Origin of the sequence: Pseudomonas sp. RGM 3321, assembly GCF_022836805.1 — a bacterium.
In the GTDB taxonomy this organism is placed as follows: Bacteria; Pseudomonadota; Gammaproteobacteria; order Pseudomonadales; family Pseudomonadaceae; genus Aquipseudomonas.
The window spans coordinates 143031-164033 of the sequence record NZ_JALHBH010000118.1; the positions used below are offsets into that span (position 1 = coordinate 143031).

Annotated in this window: 12 protein-coding genes; 9 read left to right on the plus strand and 3 right to left on the minus strand. The window is 52.1% G+C overall.

All coding sequences use genetic code 11. The features are described 5' to 3' along the window. The first annotated feature begins 124 nt into the window (after nucleotides 1-124). The 4 genes from glmU to RGM3321_RS22210 all read left to right on the plus strand — a co-directional run bounded on the left by glmU (nucleotide 125) and on the right by RGM3321_RS22210 (nucleotide 5473). Nucleotides 125-1492 carry a bifunctional UDP-N-acetylglucosamine diphosphorylase/glucosamine-1-phosphate N-acetyltransferase GlmU gene (glmU, locus tag RGM3321_RS22195; RefSeq protein WP_244394844.1) on the plus strand — a complete coding sequence of 456 codons (1368 nt, stop codon included), beginning with the start codon at nucleotides 125-127 and terminating at the stop codon, nucleotides 1490-1492. A 220-nt stretch (nucleotides 1493-1712) separates the two neighbouring features. Next, nucleotides 1713-2480, plus strand: coding sequence for a DeoR family transcriptional regulator (locus RGM3321_RS22200; RefSeq protein WP_244394845.1), 768 nt, complete (start codon nucleotides 1713-1715; stop codon nucleotides 2478-2480). A gap of 9 nt (nucleotides 2481-2489) precedes the next feature. Beyond that, on the plus strand, nucleotides 2490-4325 hold the full coding sequence (gene glmS, locus RGM3321_RS22205) for a glutamine--fructose-6-phosphate transaminase (isomerizing) (RefSeq protein ID WP_244394846.1): 1836 nt from the start codon (nucleotides 2490-2492) through the stop codon (nucleotides 4323-4325). Nucleotides 4326-4594: 269 nt separating this feature from the next. Then, the gene (locus RGM3321_RS22210; protein ID WP_244394847.1) at nucleotides 4595-5473 is read left to right on the plus strand and encodes a hypothetical protein; all 879 of its coding nucleotides are present in this window, start codon (nucleotides 4595-4597) and stop codon (nucleotides 5471-5473) included. A gap of 132 nt (nucleotides 5474-5605) precedes the next feature. Here the strand turns inward: RGM3321_RS22210 and RGM3321_RS22215 are convergent, their stop codons facing one another. Together RGM3321_RS22215 and RGM3321_RS22220 are read right to left on the minus strand one after the other, a co-directional pair. Beyond that, nucleotides 5606-6118 (minus strand): HAD domain-containing protein, encoded by a 513-nt coding sequence (locus RGM3321_RS22215; protein ID WP_236436698.1) that lies wholly within the window; start codon nucleotides 6116-6118, stop codon nucleotides 5606-5608. 162 nt (nucleotides 6119-6280) lie between these two features. Next, entirely contained in the window at nucleotides 6281-7888 is a 1608-nt protein-coding gene (locus RGM3321_RS22220) for a TnsD family transposase (RefSeq protein WP_244394848.1), read from the minus strand. Between the two features lie 616 nt (nucleotides 7889-8504). Here RGM3321_RS22220 and RGM3321_RS22225 point away from each other — a divergent pair. The 3 genes from RGM3321_RS22225 to RGM3321_RS22235 are packed head-to-tail and all read left to right on the plus strand — an operon-like array spanning nucleotide 8505 to nucleotide 12819. Next, complete coding sequence (locus tag RGM3321_RS22225) at nucleotides 8505-9467, plus strand: hypothetical protein (protein ID WP_244394849.1); 963 nt, start codon at nucleotides 8505-8507, stop codon at nucleotides 9465-9467. Further along, the gene (locus RGM3321_RS22230; RefSeq protein WP_244394850.1) at nucleotides 9464-11473 is read left to right on the plus strand and encodes a transposase; all 2010 of its coding nucleotides are present in this window, start codon (nucleotides 9464-9466) and stop codon (nucleotides 11471-11473) included. The genes RGM3321_RS22225 and RGM3321_RS22230 overlap by 4 nt, the downstream gene beginning before the upstream one ends. Next, a complete protein-coding gene (locus tag RGM3321_RS22235) occupies nucleotides 11470-12819 on the plus strand; it encodes a transposase (protein ID WP_244394851.1) in 1350 nt (449 codons plus the stop codon). The genes RGM3321_RS22230 and RGM3321_RS22235 overlap by 4 nt, the downstream gene beginning before the upstream one ends. Nucleotides 12820-13343: 524 nt before the next feature. On the opposite strand, the gene RGM3321_RS22240 is transcribed toward RGM3321_RS22235, so the two are convergent. Further along, a complete protein-coding gene (locus RGM3321_RS22240) occupies nucleotides 13344-13733 on the minus strand; it encodes an antitoxin Xre-like helix-turn-helix domain-containing protein (protein WP_122278732.1) in 390 nt (129 codons plus the stop codon). Between the two features lie 164 nt (nucleotides 13734-13897). Here RGM3321_RS22240 and RGM3321_RS22245 point away from each other — a divergent pair, with 164 nt between their 5' ends. Together RGM3321_RS22245 and RGM3321_RS22250 are read left to right on the plus strand one after the other, a co-directional pair. Continuing rightward, nucleotides 13898-15061, plus strand: coding sequence for a DUF6516 family protein (locus RGM3321_RS22245; protein WP_244394852.1), 1164 nt, complete (start codon nucleotides 13898-13900; stop codon nucleotides 15059-15061). Nucleotides 15062-15409: 348 nt separating this feature from the next. Next, nucleotides 15410-20734 (plus strand): ATP-binding protein, encoded by a 5325-nt coding sequence (locus tag RGM3321_RS22250; RefSeq protein ID WP_244394853.1) that lies wholly within the window; start codon nucleotides 15410-15412, stop codon nucleotides 20732-20734. The last annotated feature ends 269 nt before the right edge of the window (nucleotides 20735-21003 follow it).

Below are 21003 nucleotides of genomic sequence, written 5' to 3' on the forward strand. Positions count from 1 at the left end.
CCCGCTGCATTCGATGCGCGATTGAGAAAAAGGGTAGCCTCGGCTACCCTTTTTCTTTTTTCAGATTTCCTTTTTCAAGTCAGCCCGCCTTCGGCCCGGTTGCCGCTCAGTTGGTAGTCCTATCATGTCTCTCGATATCGTTATTCTCGCTGCTGGCCAAGGTACCCGGATGCGTTCTGCCTTGCCCAAGGTCCTGCATCCCGTGGCTGGCAACTCCATGCTCGGCCATGTTATCCACAGCGCGCGTCAGTTATCCCCAAGTGGAATACACGTCGTGATCGGACACGGCGCTGATGCTGTTCGTGAACAGCTGGCAGCCGATGACCTGAATTTCGTGATGCAGGACAAGCAACTGGGCACAGGCCACGCTGTTGCTCAGGCGCTGCCTGCACTTACAGCTGAGACCGTGTTGATTCTTTATGGCGATGTGCCGTTGATCGAAGTGGAGACGCTTGCGCGCCTGCTCAAACTCGTCAATCCGCAGCAACTGGGCCTGTTGACCGTCACCCTGGACGATCCTACCGGCTACGGCCGCATCGTTCGCGACGAGCGGAATCGTGTCTGCGCGATTGTCGAGCACAAGGATGCGAACGATGCACAGAAGGCAATCACCGAAGGCAACACCGGCATTCTCGCGGTGCCTGCCAAGCGTCTCTCTGACTGGCTGGGGCGGCTGTCGAACAACAACGCCCAAGGCGAGTATTACCTCACTGACGTAATCGCCATGGCCGTCAATGACGGGCTGATTGTTGCCACAGAGCAGCCTTACGACGCAATGGAAGTGCAGGGCGCCAATGATCGCAAACAGCTCTCCGAGCTGGAGCGCCATTATCAGCTGCGCGAAGCCCGCCGGTTGATGGCAGGTGGTGTGACCCTGCGTGACCCTGCGCGATTCGATGTGCGCGGCGAAGTCAGCGTCGGCCGCGACGTGCTGATCGACATCAACGTGATCCTCGAAGGGAAGGTAGTCATCGAGGACAACGTGGTCATCGGCCCTAACTGCGTGATCAAGGACAGCACCCTGCGCAAGGGTGTCGTCGTCAAAGCAAACAGCCACATCGAAGGCGCAATTCTGGGCGAGGGTAGCGATGCCGGCCCGTTTGCCCGCCTTCGCCCTGGCAGTGTGCTGGGTGCCAAAGCGCATGTGGGTAACTTTGTTGAACTCAAGAATGCGAACCTGGGCGAGGGTGCGAAGGTTGGTCATCTGACTTATCTAGGGGATGCCGAAGTCGGTGCAAGAACCAACATCGGCGCTGGTACCATCACCTGCAATTACGATGGGGCCAACAAGCACAAGACGACGTTGGGTGCAGACGTGTTCATTGGTTCTAACAACTCACTGGTTGCGCCTGTGGATATCTTTGATGGTGCGACGACCGCAGCCGGTTCGACCATCACGCAGAACGTGCCCGCTGAACAACTCGGCGTGGCCCGCGCCCGCCAACGCAACATCGAAGGGTGGAAGCGTCCGGTAAAAATCAGGAAAGACTGAGTTATCCACAGTCCATGATGATCCTCGTGCCAATGCTTAACATTGGCACGCGTCCATAACTATCCACACCTGACACTCAAGATAGGACGCGGAGCGTCCAGAACTGCATACCCACGCGCAGCATGGGTATGATCAGGCACAGACACCGAAACCTTGACCAAACCCAAAAAATAGGTTTTGATTGCCTTCGTTATCTTTCGAAACGAAACTTAAGGCTGTCATGTCGAAGCGCAACACACCACAACGTCGCCACAACATTCTCGCCCTGCTAAATGAGCTGGGTGAAGTCAGTGTCGACGATTTGGCCAAACGTTTTGAAACTTCTGAAGTTACGATTCGAAAGGATCTGGCGGCCCTCGAAACCAATGGTTTGCTGTTGCGCCGTTACGGGGGCGCAGTGCCGCTGCCTCACGAGCTGATCAGCGAAAGCAGCCAGCCGGTTTCCCGTTACAAACAGGCAATTGCCCGCGCTGCGGTTTCCCGAATTCGCGAGCACGCCAGAATTATTGTCGACAGTGGCAGCACTACGGCTGCGTTGATCCCTGAACTGGGCCAGCAACCTGGTCTGGTGGTCATGACCAACTCCCTGAATGTAGCGCGAGCCCTTACCGAGCTGGAGCACGAACCAGTTCTGTTGATGACCGGCGGAACGTGGGATCCGCACTCGGAGTCTTTTCAGGGGCAGGTCGCCGAACAGGTACTGCGCTCCTACGATTTCGACCAGTTGTTCATCGGCGCTGACGGCATCGATCTGAATCGTGGCACCACCACGTTCAATGAGCTGCTGGGTTTGAGCCGGGTCATGGCGGAAGTCGCCCGGGAAGTTGTTGTCATGGTCGAGGCCGACAAGGTCGGTCGCAAGATCCCCAATCTGGAGCTGCCATGGGGCAGTATCCACACCCTTATTACTGATGATCGTCTGCCCGTTGAAGCACGCGATCAGATACAGGCCCGCGGCATCAATCTGATTTGTGCTGCTGTCAGCTAGGAGATAACCATGTGTGGAATCGTCGGCGCCGTTGCTGAACGTAATATCACGGCCATTTTGCTCGAAGGCCTCAAGCGTCTTGAGTACCGCGGTTACGACAGCGCAGGCGTGGCTGTTTTCACCAACGAAGGCACCCTTGAGCGCCGTCGTCGCTCGGGCAAGGTCAGTGAGCTGGAACAGGCACTGCCAGGCGAGCCGCTGACCGGCCGTCTGGGTATCGCCCACACGCGTTGGGCGACCCACGGTGCTCCGTGTGAACGTAACGCTCATCCACACTTCTCGGCCGATAAACTGGCAGTTGTCCACAACGGCATCATCGAGAACCACGAAGCGCTGCGTGAACAGCTGAAAAGCCTGGGTTACGTGTTCGCATCCGATACCGACACTGAAGTCATCGTTCACCTGCTGCACCACAAGCTCAAGGACACGCCGGATCTGGCGGTTGCCCTTAAGGCTGCCGTGAAAGAATTGCACGGTGCCTACGGTCTTGCCGTGATCAACGCTGCACAACCTGATCGCCTGCTGGCCGCCCGCAGTGGCAGCCCGCTGGTGATCGGCATGGGCCTGGGTGAAAACTTCCTGGCCTCCGATCAACTGGCGCTGCGTCAGGTGACCGACCGTTTCATGTACCTGGAAGAAGGCGATATTGCCGAGATCCGTCGCGACAGCGTGCAGATCTGGAACGTCGACGGTGTGTCGGTCGAGCGTGAAGTGGTGCAATACCATGAAGGCGCCGAAGCCGCTGACAAGGGCGAATATCGTCACTTCATGCTCAAGGAAATCCACGAGCAACCCAAGGTCGTGCAGCGCACCCTCGAAGGTCGTCTGGGGCAACAGCAAGTGCTGGTCCACGCATTTGGTCCACAGGCTGCCGAATTGTTCGCCAAAGTACGCAACGTTCAGATCGTGGCGTGTGGCACCAGCTACCACGCAGGCATGGTCGCGCGTTACTGGCTTGAAGGTCTGGCCGGCATTCCTTGCCAGGTGGAAGTGGCCAGCGAGTTCCGCTACCGCAAGGTTGTGGTTCAGCCGGACACCTTGTTCGTCTCGATCTCGCAATCCGGCGAAACCGCCGACACGCTGGCAGCGCTGCGCAACGCCAAGGAACTGGGCTTTCTGGCCAGCCTGGCGATCTGCAACGTCGGCATCAGCTCACTGGTACGTGAATCCGACCTGACCCTGCTGACCCAGGCTGGCCCGGAAATCGGCGTGGCATCGACCAAAGCCTTCACCACCCAACTGGTCGCCTTGCTGCTGCTGACCCTGTCACTCGGCCAGGTCAAAGGTTCGTTGGAGGAGGGCGTTGAAGCACAACTGGTCGAAGAACTGCGCCGTCTGCCAACCCGTCTGGGCGAAGCCCTGGCAATGGACGGCACCATCGAGAAAGTCGCCGAGCTGTTCGCCGAGAAGCACCACACCCTGTTCCTCGGTCGTGGCGCGCAATTCCCTGTAGCAATGGAAGGCGCACTCAAACTCAAAGAAATCTCCTACATCCACGCCGAAGCCTATCCGGCTGGTGAACTCAAACACGGCCCGCTGGCGCTGGTCGATGCCGACATGCCGGTCGTTACTGTCGCGCCGAACAACGAGCTGCTGGAAAAACTCAAATCCAACCTGCAGGAAGTACGCGCTCGCGGCGGCGAGTTGATCGTGTTTGCGGATGAGCTGGCTGGGCTCAAGAACGGCGAAGGCACTCACGTCATCGCCATGCCGCACATCATCGACGCCCTGGCACCGATTCTGTACACCATTCCGTTGCAGCTGCTTTCGTATTATGTGGCTGTGCTGAAAGGGACGGATGTTGACCAGCCGAGGAACCTGGCGAAGTCGGTGACGGTGGAGTAAGTTATCCACAGGGGGAAGTGGTGTGATTTTTGAGAATTAAAACTGTCGCATGTGAATTAAATCTGTCGCAGGTTTCTCCAAAATATTTTCTCGCCCCATCACTTAGACAGCCCTCTTTGCCTCTCGGGGTTCGTTCGCGTCGCTGACGACGTGACGGACCCTATTCGCTCTGTTAGATACCGACTAGCTGTACCTGAGCTAAAAATCTTATGCGGCCGAAAATACAACCCAATGAGTCACTTCGTTCTTATGTCGAACGCAGCATATTTTTGAGTTTTGGCCACCCTGAAAAAGTAATCAGCGATGCGTCAAAGTTTGTGATGAAAAATGGAAATGTTCGAGCAATTGCAGAGTATCTCGGGTGGGATGGGTGCTATGGGTTCAATTGGTTAATCCATAATCACACTAGTTATCCGTTGAAATCTTTATTCAAAAGCGATATTGCGGACTTTTCTTATTCGGGTACAAAATTTGAACTCTATAATAACTTTATAGAGAATGAAGAAAGGAAGCCTGCGTTTTGTCCGAGTTGTGTTAAAGACGACATGAAAAAGCATGGGTTTTCCTACTGGCGCCGCATACCAGATTTTATAAATGTCTGCGCTACTCATAAGTTAACACTTGTAGTTGATTGTCCATTTTGCGGTGTAGCACTTTCTGAGCATGGGGCTGGTAAGGGATTTAGGTCTATGTGGGAAGGCTGCAAAGGTCGAAATTTTTCGGAAATAGATTCTGTAAGTATCTCAGAAAAAGATGAAATAAAGGCCGCCACGATATACGGAGAGATATGTTCATATGAATATTGTCTTCCTAAATTATTGGTTTACGACGTAATTCTTAAGCGGCTTGTCTATGAAATGGCGTCCTCGCATCTACAGCATGCAGCTCTTGGTTTTTATGTTGATGACCTTAAAAAATCATCGGAAAGGCTTCAAAGTGGTAAGCAATACAAGCACGATGGTGAGGGGATAAGTCTATTTATATTTGATTGTATAGTTTTAGGGTTTGAAAGTTTTGCAGAGTTCGTGACAGAGGTGCGAAGGTATGGATACGAGTTGCATCATATAACTAAGTATATGTCGATTTGTCGCGACAAGACCTCAGCCACGAGCAGATATAGAATAGGAGGTAGTAGTCTTCTTCGGTAGACTAGAAATGCTTATACATCAGAAAATTTTATAAGAAATTTGTATTTTGCCATGCACAAAAAACGGTCTTCACCTTGCTACAGCCTTAATTACTGCTAGTGATGATTGGTTTGAACTGACATAGTCTAATGCCTAAGCATCTGAAACCACTTCAGCCAATCGCTTTTCAAGAGCGTGCAATGTCGATGCTTCTCCTAATCCTTTATTTGAGTCACACAAGATAAGGTGATGTCCTGCGACAGCTGGCCAACCTTCCGCGTCATCGTCTATCGAAATCCAACTACGAAGGTGGCATCGTGATGCATATCGGCTGATTTGCTCGTACCTGCTCCGACCATCCCATGGATCATCATCCGCCCAAGCTTTTGCCATTGAGCTATGCCAAGTGGCTCCCACTACTCGCGAGCTCAAAGCAGTCGAAAGGTAATTTTTTGCTCGCTTGAACCCTAAGCGACGAACCCAACTGGTGCTTAAAACCAGCGAGACGGAAGGAAATTGCTCCAAAACGTTCTCTAGATTGGGTGCCCACATAAAGAGCTCACCCTCGTTGCGAAGGATCGGGCCACTGCTTGAGAGATAAACAGCGTCAGGGTGCAGTACGCCGTCAAAGTCTAGAAAAAGTACATGGTGTTTAGCTGTCAGCATGGCGTGCTATCACTCTGTCATTGATATATTTCAAAAAATTGTTTTCACGATCTACTGGCAACTTGTATGAAACGCTTCCTACGCTTGTCCACCTCGCGATCGTGAAACTTGTAAAGTTTTACCATATATCTACCTCTACCGCGTTGGCACCTGCACTATATATCAAGATCCAGCGATAATTTTTGCCAGTAACTCCCGCGTTTTTGGGTAGCGTTCTCGTTTCTCAAGTGATCTGAATAATGATGGTATCTCCATGTAGATATCACGCATTTTTATTTTTAAGCCGTCTAATTTTCCATGATTTTCAATTAACTTAGAAGTGATCAAATCAATCATTACTTTATCACGTTGCAGCCAATCTACATTTGAGTTATTTCCACAGCAACCACGAGGCATTTTCTTTGTATTAGACATTAGCCAAATTCGATCATTTCGATATAACCAGCCATATGCTCTTGGTATTTTTTTCCGTATTTTTTCTGCGCTAAGTTCGGGCCATGCCGCAACTGTACGTATCCACTCTGTTCTGTGCAGTGACAGATTAAACTCAAGTTGCTTTTCAGTCCATAGTCGTTGTAACCCCGGCTCTGATCGGAGGATGCGATTGACGGTGCATACGGTAATGTTGAATTCATAGCATGCTATTTTTTTATGGGTTCCCTCGCTCAAAAGCTCAATTATATTTTCTCGAATATGAGCCTTAAGTTTCTTGGGTCGTCTAGCAGGGCACTGATTATTGGGTAAAGCTATCTTTAACCTCGAGAGTATTGTGGATGTACTATTGCTATCAGTAAGGACGCTACCCAGCTCAGCGCGGGTACAGCTTAAGCGTTCGCAAGCTTCGATAAACGGTGAGAGCCCACCGAATAGCCAGGTAATGAGTGTCAGGTGCTTCAATGGGTGAACACAGCTACGAGGCTTACGTGTCATCTGAGAGATGAATATAGCTGCGGTATGCTGTGTGGTAGGAAGGAGGTTGAGTGGGGTGTAGCTCTGCAACCTGAAGGTATGCTCAAGGAAAGACGCTGTGGTGCCAGTCCGTTCTGTGCGAGAGAACCCCTGTCCCTTAAGAGCCTCCCCGTATGCAGCGCAGACAATCGAAGGGTCGAAACGTGAGGACTTTCCAAACGTCGCAAGCTCTAGTACTGCTGCACCAAAGCGGCAGATCGTAACGTCCGAAGACTCCGGGTGTTTAGATGGCTCCAGCAACTGGGGGTCAGGAAGCGCCCATCTGAAGCGGCCTGACCATTGACGGTTAACCGTGCTTTCTCTCAAAAGCAAACCGTGAATAGGACATTGAATAACGCCGGGGAACTGATGAGATAGGTGCCAGTAGGCGACTCCATGCACATTTTGATCCTCAGCCATGCATGCTGTGCATGCTTTCAGTGGATGCTCTGCTCCAAAACCCCCGGTCACTAAGCCCAGGCGATATTTGAGTGACCCTATTGATGGGCTTTCCAATGTCTTGACTACAGAGTCTATCTGCTCCTTTGACTGAAAAGCATAGAAAAGGGGAAGTATGGTGTGGTCATTAATGATAGATGCGACGTCACCCCAGCAATATTTCACGTCGGCTCTGAGTGCAGAAAAATTCCCAGGAAAATCATGAGTGACGGGACAATGGCATGAACCGTAGAGCCACGCCAATGTGCTCGACGCGTCCAGGTGACCTAAAAGCCGGTGCTGGCGACTACAGAGGCTAAAGAAGGTTTCATCTTGAAGCCAGCGAAGAAATGCTTTGGGCTCTGACGCGGATAACCTATCCATTGCCCTTATCCCGGTTTAAAATGGTATGTTATGCAAGTTTTCAGGTTAAAAGGAAATTCGATAAAGCACTAAAGTTTAATTTTTTAATATCATCTTCAGCCTAATGCTTTCAAACTAAGAATATCTTGATCATAAATTGTTCCGTTAAAGGCTCGAACTGTACGTCCCTAGAAGCGTGTATATGAAAGACTGTGTCAAGACGCGATTTTTTATTGTAAGAGACTAATCTACAGAGGTAATATATTCCGTTTCAGAACGGGTATCTCACGCTACAGGTGAGGGATGCCAACCGCTCTTCACAGGACCAAGACGTCCGCGTAAAAAGGATACTGATGGCATACCACTAAATACAACAGAACCCGGTATAGAGGCAGGGGCTCAAGTGCAACCTTGAGCCCCTGTGGATAAGTCAGATTTGGAAGGCTGACCATCCCATTCTCTATTTCTCGATGTGAGACGTCAAGTCTCGCACGGCCTCGTTCATCCACAAGAACTGCGCGTTATCCACAACGTCGCGACTATGAACTTGCCCGAATGGCAAGGGTTTCACGTAAGTCATTGATTTTATCCCCAACGCAGATGATTCCGTGGTGCCCTTCAAGACTGGAATGCCTCAATGACTCCGCAACAAAGATTTGCCCTTATCATGAGCCGTCAAGGTCGATTCGAGTGGGGAGAAAAGTACATCCCCTCCACACTCGCCTTGCCCCGCGAAGCCCCTAAAGGGTCGCGTATCAGCAGGCTAAATAGTCGTAAGCTTGGCCGGGAGCTACACGCGCTTTCGACTCCTGAAAAAGTTTTCACGCAATTGGCTCTATACCATCCTTACCTGATCGATCTCCACGAGCAGAAAATGCTTTGGCCGGTGACGTATGGTCATCCATTACGTGGCCACCCCATGGCGAAAGGTTTTTTTCTGGCTCCGGCTAAAGGAACGGTAGAAATTGCGAAGGAGCTTGGGTTTAAGCATTACGAAATTGGTGTCAATTTGGCTGATGGGCGCCGAGTGAAGATGCCGTTCCCCTACCAGGGTGACCTGCTGCTATATCTATTGGGCGGAGAAAGCATTCCTTACGTCGTCAACTGGACAGTAAAGGATCGTAAAGAAGCGTTCGGCGAGCGCAGACTCTCAAGCGCGAAAACCCCGGTACAGCAGAGTAAAGACCGTGCCCATGCGCAGCTTCGAACCGAGCTGGAAAAGGTTTACTACGCCAGCGCCGGCATACGCACCGTGCAGGTCTCTCTTGATGCAGTAGAACCTACAGTGGCCGCCAACCTGGACTTGCTGTTCATGACTCACCAGCTTCCGCTGACGCTTGATCCAAGCCTGCTTAGCGACTTCAGCGGTGCGGTATTCGAGGCCGTTGAGCAAGGCGACCCCGTAGCCTATGTAGCAATAAGGTATGCGATACGCTGGGGAAGTCGTGATCAATTTATTGCAAAAATTTACCAGGATATATGGGAGCGCAAGCTGCCGGTCAATTTCTTCCGGCCGATTCTTATCGACCGCCCTCTATCTACGGATGGCGGCGATCTTCTTGAGGCATATGGGACGCTCTTCCAGGAGAAAGAGTCATGATGACCGGTTCGAGGCTAACTGCGCCTGAAGGATTTCAGTGCTTGGCAAAAGGTGCGACCTATCACTTTCTTCGCAGTGATGGCGGCACCAACCGGGTACGCCTGGTCGAATTTGCTGACGATGACAAAGAGCTTAGATCCCACCTGATCACACTTACTAGGATCGAGTTCGAGGACGCACTTGAAGCTGGCTTGATAGTGGAGGGCGGTATTACAGATCAGCACCCCCCGTGGCTTGAGCCAGTCGAGCGCGTTTCCGTTTCACACCGCGAAAGCCTGCGTGTATCGGTCAGGGAAAGCTACGATCAAAAAGTGAATCGACGTTTTGCAGCAATATCTGACCTCGTTTTCCGACTTGAAGAGACTCTTGCCAGCGACAGCCCGGACTCGGTCATCAATGCCCATGCTAAGGCCTTGCGGCCTCAACAAAATGCTTCGCGCCTGCGGCTCTGGTTTTATACCTATATCGTATTTGGTCAAAACAAATGGGCGTTAATGCCGCCGCTCCATCGTATAGGTTGCTGGAAACGGGATGATCCTTCCCATGTCCGTAGGCTGGGTCGGCCCTCGGCCAAAGGCAAGAACTGGGGGTACCGTTCAGACAAGGCAATGAAAGAAAAAATTCTTTCCGGGTATCTCGCTTTCAGGTCTCCCTATAAAACCGCAGCCACTATTTATAGTGAAATTTTGACAAAAGTTTTCGGCTGCGTCGCGTTGAAAAAACAAGGCAAAATTGAATTCATCCATCCTAACGGTGAACCCTTTCCCACACTTTCTCAAGTGAGGTATCAGGTCGAGCAATCGGTCAGCCCGAGGCAGCGGTCCATAGGTGTGAGAGGGACTCATAAAACTCGCGCTGTCTCCGGGTCCTACGGAAGCTTTGCTGATCGACTACTCAACGTAAACCAGAGAGTAGAGTTTGACGGTTACTACATCTCCGAAAAACTGTCAGGCGTTTCCGAAGGTAATGCGGTTGATAGTTTTTGTGTTGTTCGTGCGGTTTGTGCCCTCTCAGGGCTCGTCGTAGGCATTGGATTCGCCGAAGGCAAGGAGAACATGGAGGCATACAAAATGTGTCTATTTTCGATCGCCTCGAACAAGGTCAGGTATTGTGAGCTGTTTGCGGTGACTATTGAGTCAGACGAGTGGCCAAGTGAGGGACTTGCACGTGGACTCGTGTTTGACCGCGGCCCTGGAGCCACCTTCGATGTAGAATCTGAAATCACATGGCTAGGCACTTTTGAAAACACTCCCGTGTTCTCAGGGCAGTCTAAGGCATCCGTGGAGGCCTCTCATCCACGAGACAAGAAGACGCACGACCAACCGACCTATTTCCATAGCAAGCTGAATTTCGTCCGTATGGCTCAGCGGGAGATCGTGCGGGTACTCGCCGACAACCATACATCTGATGCCAGCCGTCGCTTAGACGAGGAGCTGATTCTGGCCGGGGTCAAGCCAACGCCGCTCGAGATTTTCAATTACTGGGATAGCCGAGGGCGGAACTCCGCTCACGGTATGCAGTTCGACACTGCTATCAGAGCTTTCTTAACTGAATGCCCGGCGGTCATTCGAGGCGATGCCGTGTATTTCTATGGTCGCAAATACAGATCGCCGTCCCTGGTCGCTACGGGAGTGTTTGATCGTGTGGCGAAAGGCGGGGTGATTTCTACAAAGGCCTTTACCCTGACGATGTGTGTCCGACACATTTGGATAGAGGTGTACGGCGAGCTCCATGAGCTCGATTTTGTACGCTCTCAACGAACGCTTGAGTGCTCCGTCGATATTTCGCTTCGAGACTTGCAAACAATAGATTTAATAAGACGTGAAGGCTCCGCAGCCCTTCGTGACGAAACCCCTGCTACTCAGCAGTATTTCTGGGATAGATTCAAACAGCTAACTGGAGAGGATGCTTTCGCGGGGCAGCGCAAGAATGGTCGTCCTGCGAAAAACGCATCAGCTAAGCGGGACTCCGAGGACTTGGCTCGTTTTTCAGGGAAGGCCGGATGAACAAGGTGATAGATACCCGGTTCAGTGATTGCTTGGCCATGGAAGGGATTCGCGCCAAAGTCACTGTCAAGCCTGAGCCCGTCTCAGCGCTTGCCCACCTCGATGTCATGATCGCGGCTGAACAGTTCGCAAGCGCACTCAAAAAAATTTTCATCCCCAACGAGTTCTCGCTGGCATTTATCAGAGAAATGATCGGCAAAGCGGCGGTCCACAATCAGCAGTTGTTCACCAGTGAGGTTGCTTACGCATCAAAGATCTTCAACCCGCCAGAGGTGGAAGTTTCTCCAGTGTGTCTCACCGGGCTCGCTGGAGTAGGCAAAAGCGAAACCATTGCTGCTTTGCGCAAGGTACTGCCGCGACCAGTGGAGCTTTCGTGCGACCTATACGAAGGCACCGTAACCTTGATGTCGCATTGGTATGCCAGCGCTCGCGGTAAAGCGAGCGGCAAGGCGCTGCTTGAAGACTTTGTCTTAGGGGATGGCAAGCGTGTCGGGAGGACAACGGTCGCTCAGTTGCTTCAGGAGTCTCGTAGTCGTGCTAACCGAGATGGCGTTTGTCTCGCACTATTGGAGGAGATGCAACACAGCAACACAGGCTCCGGGGCGGCCAAGGTGACGGACGTTCTATTGACCATGGCTTCGATCGGACTTCCTATGGTTTTTGTATGTAATTACAGCCTTGGTCACAAACTTTTCGGTAGAAACAGTGAGGACAGACAGCGCTTGCTCTCCGCCCCGCGAATCATGTTGCCGGACGACCCGGACGGCAAGGATTGGCAGGCGTATGTCGCAGAATGCTTGAGAGTCAGTAATGGGATCATAACAGTAGAACCAGTTGAGCTGGCCGCCGAGTTGTACCGCTGCACTTTTGGGATTAAGCGTCTGGCGGTGCAGCTATTAGCGCTTGCCTACGTGGAGTGTCGCATTGCTGGGCGGCAGTGGGTGGGTCTGTTCGATATAACTCGTGCCTACCGCTCCGCCGCTTACACTGTCAGTGCTATGGAGGTAGAGGAGTTGCAGCTGCTTGCGCTGGGCGGTCGAAAAAAGAAGACGAATCGAGATCTGCAGTGCCCCTTTGATTTGCCTGTGGCGATGAGAGCCAACGTTGTGAATTTCGCTCGAGCCGATCGACATGAGCGGGTCATCGCTACGGTCTACGATTCAGCCATGACTGAAAAAGAGCGCGCGATCATGAGAGATATATTTCCTCCCTCTCTGGAAACCTCAAAGTCGTCAAGGTCCCGCGTACGTGCTCCTGTCGTGACTCTGTCGGCCGATGAGCAGGCGAATGCATTCCTCGAATTCATCGACACTGTTGCGCCTCAAAAACCCAAGAAGCCGAAATAGTTAGGCATAGGAGGTCATTCAGAGCTTCAAGATCATTGAGCCTTGGAAGACGGCTGTGAAGGAGCAACACTTAATTAAGTTTTTCAATCTGGAGCGAGTATGGCAATTTTCAGGTCGGACCATATCTCTCGCCCCGTTCCAAGGAAGGCCGCCGCCCATAATCGCAATCCTGGCGGCACACATGTTCGCCCGCTGCAACGCTGGAGCAATCAAGGGACTTGATCTTCGTACCGAGAATAATTCTTCTATAGGTAACTGGGACCGGTGCTATCTGTACCTACGTTAGCAAGTGCTTTGCTCCTCGCTCGGTAAGCCATAGGGCCTGAAAGGAGCATCATCGTCGCCACGCAATACAGGGTTAAACCGGCAGGCTCACCGGCAAACTTTAACAGCTAGGCAGCGAGCTCACTTCACTAGAGGGTATCTTCTGGATCGATTTGACTTAAAAGCCTGTCGAACTCGTGCGAAGTTACTTCCTGTCGCCTCGAATCCATATTCCCTCCCCGGCCTAAATGGGCTGCGGCTCAGTGCTGGCCCAGCTGAAATTGCTCAATACGCTTGTAGGTCTCGTAAAAGGAGATCATGTCGCCATTGGCCATGATTTCAATCGGTGATCGTCCCTCAAAGAAGGGATTATGGTTCGTGAGGCTTGGAAAACCTTGAACGTTCGCCGGGTTGTCGAAGACGGTGCGCAAGCATGCGTGGATACCGAGCACCATCCCAATGCGCTGCTGTTGATCCAAATCGAGCCTGCGGCCAGCGTCCACGCCTTGCGAAACACGACGGAAAGTCGAGGCGGAGATACGAAGAATGCCGCATGCCTGGGCAGGTGTCGCTTGCCAGGCGCTAATGATCCGTAGGGCGACCCTAAGGCCGATCATAGATTGCTGTTGAGAAATACGTTTGCTGGTCATAGTGATCGCACCTCCTCTGCTGTGAAAGCAGTTTACATTCAGATGCGAGCCATTTGGTCACTGTGAAGGCGACTCCAATCACTCTGCCCGCGTGTAGGCTGGGCGCTATCGAAAGAAGCCGGGTCCAGATCATCGCTACGGTCTACGATTCAGCGATGACGTAATTGTTTCGCATCCTGCTCTCCCTCTTGGACAACGGCTTGTGGATTCGCCTGGAGGCCCCCATCTACCGAGCAAGACAATTACAGAAGTGGAACCTAACGTTGAAACTTAATGATGTAATCAAAGACTGCGTAGCACTCAAGCTCGACGGCCGCGCGACTGACGGCGCAATACAAGTCTTCGGCGGCAATTTCCTTTCAGAACAGAATCCGCTATTGCCGATTGAGGTTCGTGAAAAGGAAACGCTGTTATGGATGATGCAAGGAGCAGACGACGTTCATCTGTACATTGCATCGGGAACGTTTCATATAAACGCTCTCTACAAACCGGCCAACAGGTTTCCTGCGACGCGAATCTACTTCCTAAAGACCGATAATATGCTCATGTTAGCTAGCATTGGTGTATTTCTTGAGCAGAATGGAATAACCCTCAGGCCGATTCACGACACTGGTTTCTCCGAGCTTATTGACGATCGTAACTATCCTCAGCGCTTCAGCAGCTGGCGCCAGGAGCGCGACAATGAAACTCGCTCATTTGAGGGTCTATATCAGGGGCGTCGCAAAAATACGGCGGTGGACGGAGCGATCTGGCTTTCATCGAATGGCAAATGTTTGGTGTGCGGGACAGAAACAAATCGGGTATCCACGAGCACGATAAAGGGAGGCTCAGGTCTGCTCATCGGATTGCAACTTTGCTCTACACATGAAGAAGAAGCGCAAGAGCAATCAACCTTGATGAACTACGTTGCCATGCATCTGGGTGGGATGGTGATGTTCGATAATTTCAAGCAAGTGAGCGCGAGTGAGATACTGGAACTAGCATGCGATGCCTTCAAAACGGAACTCGGCTGCGTAATCGAGAAAGTGCAAGACCAAACCATCACGGCCAGACGGCCTTCTGGGATAGCCATTATTGTCAGGTATGTGTCGCCCATGAATTACGCTTACAACGTTCAAGCGCCCAACGGGACGAATTTGTCGCGAGTTGACTCGGCCAATCACCATGACGTGCCCTATGGGCCAGACCACCTCCATCCTGACCTGAGAAAGTCCAAGAAGAAGATTGTCGAGTCGAGTTTCACTTATGGGAACGTTGGAATGGATGTGAAATTGATTAGAAAAATGGTGTCGGACGCCGAAGCCTGGCTGATGACTTCGAACCAATGATCTCAGAGTTTTCAGCGCCAATGCTGAATTGACCCAGGTGCTGACGTGAGATCAACCCACCTTTACATCAACACGAACCCAGCAAAGGTAGGGGTACGCGAGGAGTCTGACAGGGTCAGTGATATCTCGGTGCGGTACCCCTATCGACAAGCAACGGGCTGACGCCAGTTATGGCCGTGAAAAAACTTAACGCGGTGTCCGAAATTAGTTGACCAATACACCCATTCATATAGGTGCATATTGTCGGCTACCTCAATAACTGTTTGATCCGGGTTGATAGCATGCTTCCTCGACTCTATGAGAGACTTTGGCTTAATAACCAAAGTGAATTATCGGGTGAATAGGGATATGGCCAGCAGGAAAGAAGGCGGGCGACCTAGCGTGAAATCGGCTGAAGCTGCCAATGGCGCCGCAGCTCCAGCAAGTCCCGAACTGACTGCAGGTGCAGGGTTCACTTTTGAGGATGGAATTGCGGCGGTCTATGCGACCGCGCTGCTCGCAGAGACGACGGCCCCAGGAGTTCCTGGAAGAATAGTAAGGCACCTGGCGGTTCAACAAGGTTCGTCAGGCCATCCATTGGATGACGTTATCGTCTGGGCTGAGGGCCAAGACGGGACTCGGATGAGCTTGAGTCTGCAGGTGAAACGCAAGCTAGTAGTGAGCGCTTCGGCATCCAACACCGATTTCAAAGAAACTATCCAGCGCGCGCACCTCACCCTCCACACGGATGCATTTCGGGTTGGCATAGACCGGGTGGGGGCTGTTATCGGCGAAATGGCGGACGCCAGTAAGCGTGATTTTGAGACTCTGTGTGAATGGGCACGAGGCGACAGCGATCCGCACCGGTTTATCAAGAAGCTTCGAGCCAAGGGAGTGGCGGGCAACAAGGCCACCTACTTCGACATTGTCAAAGTCCTGATAGCCGCTGCCGATCCTGATAGTGACCATGACGTAGCCGCACACCAGCTTCTTGCTCACTTTGTGCTTATGCGTATGGAGATGCTTCACGAGGGCTCGACCACCGAAGCCCAAGCAGTAATTTCCTTGGCAAATTGCCTTCACCCGACCGAGCAGCCACGAGCTGATGATCTCTGGCGGCGTCTGCTTTCACTCGTGAGAGTGGCGGAAGGAGTTGCAGCTTCGTTTGACCGTAAAACGTTGGTATCTAGGCTCAATGGCACCTTTCATCTCAACGGCGCACCCTCCCTGCATGCAGATATTCGACGGATAGCCGAAGAATCTTCGCGAGCGCGATTAGAGGTGCTTGACACAATTGCTGGCCTAGCGATTTCCAGGGACACATATGTCGAAGCTTCGCTCGATGCTATGCAACAGAGCAAAGTCGTCTTGATCACGGGGCTGCCAGGTACCGGTAAGTCCGTTGTTCTTAGCTCGCTCATTGACCGAAGGCTTACGGCTGGCCCCGTACTTTTCCTCAAAGCAGACCGTCTTGCAGGAGCTTCTTGGGCGCAGTATGCGACCAGCATCGGACTATCGAATGCCACTTTGGAAAGTCTTATGGTTGAAATTGAAGCCACTGGCACCCCAGTGGTTTATATCGACGGAATAGACAGGCTTGAAGTGGACGGTCGGCGGGTAGTGCTGGATGTAATGAACACTATTGTCGCTTCGCCGCTTCTCCAAAATTGGAGAGCCATTGCGACCCTGCGTGATATAGGAATGGAGCCAGTGAGGACGTGGCTACCTGCTCTATTGGTGCAAGGTGGTGTGCAGGTCGTGGAGGTGTCAGAATTTAATGACATTGAGGCGAGGACTTTGGCCGACAGCGTTCCAGCAATGGAACCACTACTTTTCGGTGCCCCCCAGATAAAAGCGGTAGTGAGACGCCCATTCTTCACCTCCATCCTGGTCAGACACGTAGGCATGTCTCATCAGACGATGAATTCCGAAATACAGCTGGCGACAGCATGGTGGCTTGCAGGTGGGTATGGCGCTGAGTCAGCTCAAGCTGCTCGACGTCAGAGGGCGCTTTTGCAGCTCGCACAAAACGGCGCATTTCAGCTTGGAAAAAAGATTTCCTCTGTTGACGTAGATCCTGACGCGCTTGCGGATTTAATGGCAGATGGGATCGTGCGCCCTGTTAGGGCGGGCTTAACGGTTAAATTTGTTCACGATATTTACTTTGAGTGGGCGTTTCTTCAATTGCTGGTCTCACAAGATGATCGATGGATCGACGTCATCCGCAATGTGGGCGAACCTCCGGTTCTCGGACGGGTTATAGAGTTGCTTTCGCAGGCCGAGTTGTCTGAGGGAGAAGAGTGGCATAAACACCTAGACATTCTTGAGCATACGACGACTATCCGGACTCAGTGGCTACGCGCATGGTTGCTGGGCCCATTTGGGCTGCCAAATTTCGCCAAATACGAATCCGCCTACAACTCCGCTGTATTGCAGGGTTCAACTGCACTCGTTGGGCGCCTAGCGGTCTGGTTTCAGGCAGACAAGACACGACCAAATCCATTGCCCTTGAACGTGGAACTGTTTCCTGATCTTGATCCATTGAAGCGCTGGGTGTGGTCCGACCTGATGGCCCTTCCTTCTGATTTCTCTGCATGGCGCCGCTTCTGCTTTTGGCTTGTGAGACACGCGGATAAATTAGCTGTGTCACTTCGACCCGAGATCACGTCGGTTTTCGAAGTATGGCAGAACGCCTGTGCTGGCTTTCAAAATCCGGTTACGCAAGCCATTTTGACTCAGGTTGGCTCTTGGCTGGAGAGCATCGAAACTGTCACTCATTCTGAAAATATTTCATTCAATAAAGGTGTCTGGGATGAGTTGGGATATGGAAAAATCGAGGAGTTGGAGTCACGCCTGCGGCTGTTGGTGCTGAGGGCCGGTACTGCTTACCCTGCACTGGTCTCAGCTTATGTGGATAAATGGGCTGAGAGAGAAAACCTGCCAACTAATGTCGTGTCTGAAGTCTTCTTACACGCGCCAACGCTGAGCAGAGTGTGTCCCGATTCATTGGTCACTTTCGCACTCCAAGCATTGCAAAACCCGTTACCGGATGCAGTCCTTGAGGCCAATCGGAATTCCAAATCCAGACGTCTTGTAGAGCAAGACTTCGGATATCACGATTGGGAGAATCTTTGCACCGATCAGTCCCATGGTTTCTTCCCTGCCGCTCCAACTCGAGAGCCCTTCCACTCACTCTTTATTTCTGCTCCTGAGCAGGCACGAACACTTGTGAGAAAGCTGACGAACCACGCTGCTGAGGCTTGGCGTCAGCTCCATGTACACAGCTATCTGCGAACCGGTACTCCGATTCCGCTATCGCTCCATTTCCCTTGGGGCGAATGCAGCTTCCAAGGGGATGGGCGGCATTACCTATGGGGTCGGGGCGTAGGAGGCCCAAAGCCCATAGCCAGTGGACTGATGGCGCTGGAGGCCTGGGCCATCGGTCAATTGGCGAATGGCACTGAACCGGACATAGTCCTCCGTGATGTCCTAGAAGGTCATACAAGTATCGCCGCCTTAGGGATCGGCGTTGCGATCATTCTAGAGTCTCAGCTTCTAAGTGCCTCAAGTCTTCCGCTGTTGTCCAACCAGCGGCTTTGGACTTGGGATATAAATCGGTGCGCCTCGGAGACAAGCTCTGCACTAGCTAATCGAATAGGCTTTGAGCATCCAGATAAAAGCCACTTTGATGCGGTCGAAGTCGCCAATAATCGTCCTTCTAGACGCACTGACATCAGATGGCTATCGTCAGCATTTGTGGCTCAACGGGGAACGTTAGCGACAGAGCTTGCGGCAGCGCTACAGGATTTTCCTGCGAGCTTACCTTTTGACTATGAGGAGGAGCGCGCCGATAAGGCCTTGGTGAATAAACTCGTACGCAATGCCGAGATCTGGGCGGAGGTCGGAAAGGTCGAAAACTATCGTTTTGAGGTAGCGGAGCATGGAACTCAGGTATCTATCCAAATGGATAACCCCAGAGTCCAAGCCTCTGATGTTCAGGAAATAAGTCGTAAACATCAGGAGATGTTCGAACATCTCAGGATCCTTCAATGGGTTGATACAACCTTCGAGCAGGGGGCAATCGATGTCTCGATAGGGCTCCAAGAAGTCATCGCATATGCTAAGTCTTTGGACACACCCGATCTCTTTGTTGCTGGGCACTCTCATATAAGCCCAGAGTACCGGCGGCAAGGGATAGTTGCAGGTGTAGCAGCAATTGTCCTCACGCATCGGTCCGACAATGAAGATGCTGACTGGGCGGTAGACGTTTGTGACAGAGGAGTGATGACGCCAGAATGTCCAGAGTTCTTCGTGCGCAGTTCCCATCTGATGCATCACCCAGTGCTCTACATAACCCGCGGCCTGGTGGCGTTGCTTGACGAATCTCCGCTCGGTAAAGACGCGCACTCCCTGCTAGTCAGGCTTTCTGCGCACCCATATGAGCAGATTTGCATTGAGGCAATTGGAGGGATGCTGAGGTCTTGGAACCGGCTGCCAGACGTCGCGTGGTCAGCACTTGACCTGGCGGTATCATTAGCAATGACTGAGCACCATCCGTTCGCGATGCCTCAGGAAGAGAAAGAGAAGCTTAGCCGAGCTCGCATTTCGCTTTTGTTAGCGAAAGCGTTGGACGGGGTCAACTCCTCCGAGCGGGAACCTAAAGAGCTTCCTAAAATCCCTCCGGCTTGGGTGCCTGTCGCAGACGAGGCTCCATTGAAAAGAACGGTTCGTGGGCGAGCTGTCATCGCAGAGTGGGATTATCCATCAGTTCAGCCCGACACTGAGTGGTTAGGAAAAATCCTTAATTACATCCCGCTCGAAGCTGTACTGTCAGACCTACAGCGCAAGCCGCTCTTCTTGGCATGGTGCGACGATTTGGTTCTGTGGACGATTGAGCGTGTTTACCCTTCGTGGGCGATAAAAGAAGGGAGGACAGACTGGGACGAAAAGGCGTCGGATCTATATGTATGGAGACGTTGTCTTTTCGGTTTTCTCGGCAAACTGTCTCTTTTCATCAGTACTGAAGAAAGCTCTAAACGGTTTGTTGAGCCAGCTGCTGCGTCAAGCGATAAAGTCTTCACCTCTCTGATGGTCAGTTACCAGGGAAGTTTGATTAGTAGCCTGCTCGATGAGGCCGAACTTTCAGATGTACCGTTGAGGCTGCTCAGGCTAATAGTTTCGAGGATGATTGCCTGCGAAAGCTTCCGCTACTCTGGCAGGTACGGTTCTCTTTCAGATTCCGACTTATCTACCATGGTTAGAGAAGTGTTCTTTGTCGAGATCGAAAAGGCAGGTGGCGCGGCGCGATTTGCTAACGGAAACTGGCGTGAGCTCCCTGCGGTTTTTGACGTCTCGGCACCTTTGCTGAATGCCCATGGGAGTGTGGCGGTGGTAGCTGATGCATTTGTAACCCAGTGTGAGCGTGCATTTGAACATTACCCCCTGGATCGTTTTGCTGCACAGCTAGATATCGTTCTCACTCATGCAGACGGCGTGCCGGCGGGGTGGCAGGATAGGAATCTACCCGCAAGAATCGCCAATCTCATTCAAAGGTTTTCCGAGAAGGTGTCACCGCTTCCTTGTGAGACGGCACAGGTCCTGCTGCGAGGCCTCGATGCTCTAGTTGACATGGGAAATCGCCGCGCAGCGGCAGTGCAGGTCACTGAAGCATTCAAAACCGTGAGGATTACTTGAGAGAACAAAGCTCTTAGGGGAGCCAGAGACAGTCTGGAAACGGGGCTCGACTGCACTCGACGTGGCAGGGAAACGTGTGATTGTCCGGCTATCAGGTCGTGAAGCGGGCTACCGAATGCCAGGAGAACTCAGTGATGGGGTGGGCGGGGGGAGATTTGGCTTCTCGCCAACCAACCCGTCCTCTAGCTTGATGGTATCCGTCCGGCCAAGTCATCTACTCAGCCCTGCAAGGCCACGACATGGTGTGCACTTAAATTAAGTGGGCACCA